Below are 5468 nucleotides of genomic sequence, written 5' to 3'. Positions count from 1 at the left end.
ATCGCGCGCAGGCCGAGCGCCGGGTTGCTCTGCAAGCGGTCGCCCTGCACCTTCTCGGGATGCAGATCCTTGTCGTAGCCGAGATCGAAAGTACGGATCGTCACCGGCCGCCCGGCCATTCCCTTGACCACCGTGCGGTAGGCTTCGAACTGTTCGTCCTCGGTCGGCATGTCGCCACGATCGAGAAAGATGAACTCGGTGCGGAAAAGGCCGATGCCCTCGGCGCCACCGTCGAGCGCATTGGCGACATCGCCCGGCAGTTCGATGTTGGCATGCAGATCGATGTCGACGCCGTCCAGCGTCGACGAAAGCGCCGTCTTCAGCCGCCTCAGCTTGCTGCGTTCGAGTTCGATCTGACTCTTGCGCAAGCGGTATTCGTCAAGGACGCGCGGATCGGGATTGACGATCAGCACGCCGCGCGTACCGTCGACGATGAGAACTTCATCGTCCCGGATCAGTTGCCGTGCGATGAGCAGACCGAGCACCGCCGGAATACGCAGGCTGCGGGCAAGAATCGCCGTGTGCGAGGTGGCGCCGCCGACATCGGTGACGAAGGCGGCGAAGCGATGCTCCTTGTAGGCGATCACGTCGGCCGGTGAAAGGTCGTGCGCGACGACGATCAGATTCTCTTCCTTGACGCCCTTGCCGCTGCGCAAGGCCATCCGGCCGGGTTGCCCGACGAGTTCCTTGATCACCCTTTCGACGACTTGGCGCACATCGTAGCTGCGTTCGCGCAGGTACTGGTCGTCGAAGCGCTCGAACTGCGCGACGAGTGTTTCCATCTGCTGCACCAGAGCCCACTCGGCATTGCACCGACGCTCGCGAATCAACTGTTTGGGCGTTTCGGCGAGTTCGGGATCAGCGAGGATCATCGTGTGCAGATCAATGAACGCACCGAACTCGGCCGGCGTGTTCTGTACTCGTCCCTTGAGCGCGGCAAACTCCTCGCGCACGCGCGCCACCGCCGCATCGAAACGGGCCACCTCCTTGTCGATCAGGCGCGGCGCGATGACCAAATGCGACACTTCGAGCGTTGCATGCGACATCAGGTGCGCCCGACCAATGGCGATTCCACCGGAAACCGCCAGCCCATGCAGCGTAAAACTCATGCTCGGTTACTCCGCTTCGCCGAAGCGCGCGGCGATCAGTTGAAGAATCGCGTCGTTGGCCGCCTGCTCGTCGGCACCATCGGTCTCGACGACAACCGTCGACCCCTTGCCCGCGGCTAACATCATCACTCCCATGATGCTCTTGGCGTTGATCCGCCGCTCACCCTTCTCCATCCACACCTCGCTGCTGAAGCGACCGGCCAATTGCGTCAGCTTCGCCGAAGCGCGCGCGTGCAGACCGAGCTTGTTGATGATTGCGGTTTCGGCTCGTACCATCGAACACTCCTTTTCTTGTCTTTCGTCATCCGGCCGGCAGCTTGACGACGCCATCCCGAGCGCCACTGACGGCCTTCTGCAGCATGGTTTCCATCCCCTTCTCGCGGTAAGTGAGGGCGCGCAGCACCATCGGCAGGTTGACCCCGGAAACACCTTCGACGTGCCCCGGCTCAAGCAGCTTCAGCGCCAGATTGGCAGGCGTGGCACCGAAAACATCGGTCATCAGAAGAACGCCTTCGCCCCCATCGACCTCTTTCATCAACATGCGTGCCAGAGGCAGCACATCGAGCGGGTCATCCTGCGCCGCGACACCGAGTTGCGCAATCAGTGGCGGCCGCTTGTTGAGGACATGACAGACGTTCTGGATCAGGCTCTCGCCGAATGACCCATGCGTTATCAGTAGAATGCCAATCATCGCTCCCACCCATCACGATAGCCCATCATTCTAAGTGATTCCCGCCCACTCGGCAGCACCGGTGAGGCTACCGACCGATCAGCGGACGATGGACAGTTCCGCCGGCGGGCCACCAATAAAACTGACTCGTTGCTGCATCGCCGCACTGACCTCCACGGCACCCCGGGAATCGACCCGCAGAACGTGCTCGACGGCCAGCCGCCGCGCCAGTTCCGGCCAATCGGCACCGGCAATGAAGAGCGGCTTGGAGGCCACGTCGGACAGGGTTCCGGCGGCAGCACGCGCGGTAATCAGCACGCAGAGCGCCTGTGTATGCGTCACCGGCTCGCCACTGCGCGGATCAAGCAGATGACTGTAGCGCCTGCCGTCAACCTCGAAGTAGCGTTGATAGTCGCCCGAAGTCCCGACCGCCTCGCCATCGTCCAGCGCGATCGTCGCCAGCGCACCCGGCTGCCGCGGATGCTGCAGGCCGATGCGCCAGCGCTCGCCGTTCTTGCTACCGAGTGCCAGCACGTTGCCGCCGATATTGACCAGCGCATGCCGCACGCCGTGCGCCTTGAGGATTGCGCCTGCGCGGTCGAGGGCGAAACCCTTCAGGTAGCCGCCCAGATCGATCGCCAGCTCACGCTTTCCGCTGCTCGCCTGCTGATGGCCGTCAGCACCGGGAGCGATCTGCAGGTCGGCGATGCTCGGCTGCGCTGCCCGCCAGGCGGCAACGGCAACCGGCGCCGGCAAGGCGACCGGCAGTTCGTCGGCGTGAAAACCCCAGAGCTCGACCAGCCGCCCTATCCCCGGATCGAACAACCAGTCGCCGGCTTGCGCCAGGCGCCGGGCGTCGGCCAGCACGGCGGCCATCTCCGGGCTGATCGGCTGGCGCTGCCCGGCGGCCAGCGCGGTGTTCAATGCGCTCAGCTCGGAGGGCTGCCAGGCGTGATAGGCGCGATGCAGACGGTCGAATTCGCGCAACACGGCAGCCGCTGCCGGGCGTGCTTCGGCCTCGCTCAGACCAGCAATCAGGAGCTCGACGCGCGTGCCAAAGACAAACGCTTCCTGCTGCTGCAGCGGCGCCCGGCTGCAGCCGGCGAGGACGCTGCCAAGAACGGCGATCAGCCAGGCAATGGCTATGAAATTGCCGGGAACTCGCCGAGCGCGCGTGACGAGCGCACACAATAGCCGGGCGGGCAGCGCTAAGGCGAGACGCCGGCCGTCAGCCGGTCGCGCGGGGCAATCACGGGTGGGCATCGAATCGCAGAATCGGGGCACGTTGTCAACGAGAGTCATCGTCCAAGCAGCAAGCATGCCATGCGCAGGCAAACGATTGAAAGCCGGATACCTGGCGGCTTGCCGCGGCACGCGTGCCGACACCGACGCACGAACGGTGTAAAGATTTTCGACAGCCAGAGAATGCAACCGGCAAGGAAGGGACGGACTGTCGGCGCAGCACCCGGCCACTGACCGGCGCAACGGGTAGAATTCGCCTTTTTCCGGCAACGGAGAGCTTCGATGCACGCACGCCTGCGCGAGATCCCTTACAACTACACTTCGCTTTCCGATCGGGAAATCGTCATTCGCCTGCTCGGCAAGGACAAGTGGGCGCTGCTCGAACAGTTGCGCGGCGAACGCGTTACCGGTCGGTCGGCGCGCATGCTCTACGAGGTGTTGGGCGACATCTGGGCGGTGCAGCGCAACCCCTATCTAGAAGACGACCTGCTGGCCAACCGTGAGCGACGCCTGGCACTGGTCGACGCCTTGCGCCACCGCCTGCGCGAAATCGAGAAGCGTCGCCAGGGCAACGACAAGGTGAGCGAGCTTCTGCTTGCCGCCGGCTCGGCGGTCGATGCCTTTGCCGAACACTTCGCCAAGACGGCCGAGTTGCGCAATCGGGTCAGGCGGACGCTGAGCCGCCATACGCGGCGCGACAACATCGCGTTCGACGGACTGGCGCGCGTCAGCCATGTCACCGATGCGACCGACTGGCGAATCGAGTATCCCTTCGTTGTCCTCTACCCCGACGACGAAGCGGAAGTCGCCCCGCTCGTGCGCGGCTGCATCGAACTCGGTCTGACCATCATTCCACGCGGCGGCGGGACCGGCTACACCGGCGGGGCAATCCCGCTGACGCCGCTCGCCGCAGTGATCAACACCGAGAAGCTGATCAGCCTCAGCCCGGTCGAGGAAACCGTACTGCCCGGTTGCGCGCGCCCCTGCGCGACGATCCGGACCGGCGCCGGCGTCGTGACCGCGCGCGTTGCCGAAGCCGCGGCAGCCGCCGGACGCGTTTTTGCGGTCGACCCCACGTCGGCGGAAGCCTCGTGCATCGGCGGCAACATCGCGATGAATGCCGGCGGCAAGAAGGCGGTCCTCTGGGGAACCGCGCTCGACAACCTCGCCTGGTGGAAGATGGTCGACCCGAGCGGACACGAAATGGAGATCACCCGGCTCGAGCACAACTTCGGCAGGATTCACGAACAGGACTGCGTGCGCTTCGAAATCAAGCGCTGGCGCAAGGATGGAAAGACCTTGTATCGACCGCCCGAGATCCTCGCGATTCCCGGTCAAACCTTCCGCAAGGCTGGCCTCGGCAAGGATGTTACCGACAAGTTCCTGGCTGGCTTGCCTGGCGTCCAGAAGGAGGGAACCGACGGCCTGATCGTCGCCGCGCGCTGGATCCTGCATCAGATGCCGCCGCATACGCGCACCATCTGCCTCGAGTTCTTCGGCCAGGTGCGCGAAGCCGTTCCCGCGATTGTCGAGATCACCGACTACTTCAAGGCCGGCGCTCCGGGCCGGGTTGCCGGCGTCCTGCTGGCCGGGCTGGAGCATCTCGACGAGCGCTACCTGCGCGCCATCGGCTACGCGACAAAAGCGAAACGCCGGGCGGAAACGGCCGGCCGCCCGAAGATGGTACTCATCGGCGACTTGGTCGGCAACGACGAGGACGCGGTGATGCAGGCCGCGTCGGCCGTCGTGCGCATGGGCAATCTGCGCGCGGCCGAAGGCTTCATCGCGGTCGACGCCGAGACGCGGCGAAAGTTCTGGCTCGATCGCTCGCGCACGGCGGCGATTTCGCGGCATACCAACGCCTTCAAGCTGAACGAGGACGTCGTCATCCCGCTGGCGCGCATGGGCGAGTACTGTGACGGTATCGAGCGGATCAACATAGAGCTTTCGCTGCGCAACAAGCTTGACCTGTGCGAGGCACTGCGCCAGTTTCTGGCCGACGACCTGCCGCTCAACAGTGGTGACGCCGACCTCGACAAGGAGGTGCTGATCGGCGATCGACGCACGGCAGCGCTCGAACTGCTGGCGGGCGTGAGCCGGCGCTGGTCGTGGCTGCTGACCAACCTGGATTTGCCACTGCGCCAGGCTGAGCCCGCTTTTGCGGCGCTCGGCGTGCATGCCGAACCGCTGCGCAACCGCGCCGAACAGCCAACGCTCTTCCACCGCCTGCAGGATTATTCAGTGCGGGCGTCGTGGAAGAGCGAGATCCGGGAACAGTTGGCCGATATTTTCGACGGCGTCGTCTATCAGCCAATCCTCCAGCGGATCGCGGCGATCCACCGCGAAGTCCTGCGCCGTCGCCTGTTCGTTGCCCTGCATATGCACGCTGGCGACGGCAACGTGCACACCAACATTCCGGTGAACTCGGACGACTACCAGATGCTGCA

At 64.6% G+C, this 5468-nt stretch carries 5 protein-coding genes; 1 reads left to right on the top strand and 4 read right to left on the bottom strand.

Features of this window, described 5'->3' with window-relative positions; genetic code table 11:
- The 4 genes from RKP46_RS03300 to RKP46_RS03285 all read right to left on the bottom strand — a co-directional run.
- A partial coding sequence (locus RKP46_RS03300) for a phosphoenolpyruvate-utilizing N-terminal domain-containing protein (protein ID WP_311105304.1) occupies nucleotides 1-1109 on the bottom strand: 1109 nt, incomplete at its 3' end.
- 6 nt (nucleotides 1110-1115) lie between these two features.
- A complete protein-coding gene (locus RKP46_RS03295; protein WP_311105303.1) occupies nucleotides 1116-1385 on the bottom strand; it encodes an HPr family phosphocarrier protein in 270 nt (89 codons plus the stop codon).
- A gap of 25 nt (nucleotides 1386-1410) precedes the next feature.
- The gene (locus tag RKP46_RS03290) at nucleotides 1411-1800 is read right to left on the bottom strand and encodes a PTS fructose transporter subunit IIA (RefSeq protein ID WP_311105302.1); all 390 of its coding nucleotides are present in this window, start codon (nucleotides 1798-1800) and stop codon (nucleotides 1411-1413) included.
- Nucleotides 1801-1878: 78 nt separating this feature from the next.
- Nucleotides 1879-3042 carry an FAD:protein FMN transferase gene (locus RKP46_RS03285; RefSeq protein ID WP_311105301.1) on the bottom strand — a complete coding sequence of 388 codons (1164 nt, stop codon included), beginning with the start codon at nucleotides 3040-3042 and terminating at the stop codon, nucleotides 1879-1881.
- Nucleotides 3043-3303: 261 nt separating this feature from the next.
- Between RKP46_RS03285 and RKP46_RS03280 the strand changes: the two genes are divergently transcribed.
- On the top strand, nucleotides 3304-5468 hold a 2165-nt coding region (locus tag RKP46_RS03280; RefSeq protein ID WP_311105300.1), incomplete at its 3' end, for a DUF3683 domain-containing protein.

This window comes from Accumulibacter sp. (assembly GCF_031732815.1).
Taxonomy (GTDB): domain Bacteria; phylum Pseudomonadota; class Gammaproteobacteria; order Burkholderiales; family Rhodocyclaceae; genus Accumulibacter.
The sequence above is the reverse complement of the archived record's forward strand: the minus strand, read 5'-3'. Positions and strand labels throughout refer to the sequence as shown.

Excerpts from the sequence above, each read along its gene's own strand:
- RKP46_RS03290 (WP_311105302.1), bottom strand. The coding sequence starts at position 1,800 with ATGATTGGCATTCTACTGATAACGCATGGGTCATTCGGCGAGAGCCTG.
- RKP46_RS03285 (WP_311105301.1), bottom strand. The coding sequence starts at position 3,042 with ATGCCCACCCGTGATTGCCCCGCGCGACCGGCTGACGGCCGGCGTCTC.
- RKP46_RS03295 (WP_311105303.1), bottom strand. The coding sequence starts at position 1,385 with ATGGTACGAGCCGAAACCGCAATCATCAACAAGCTCGGTCTGCACGCG.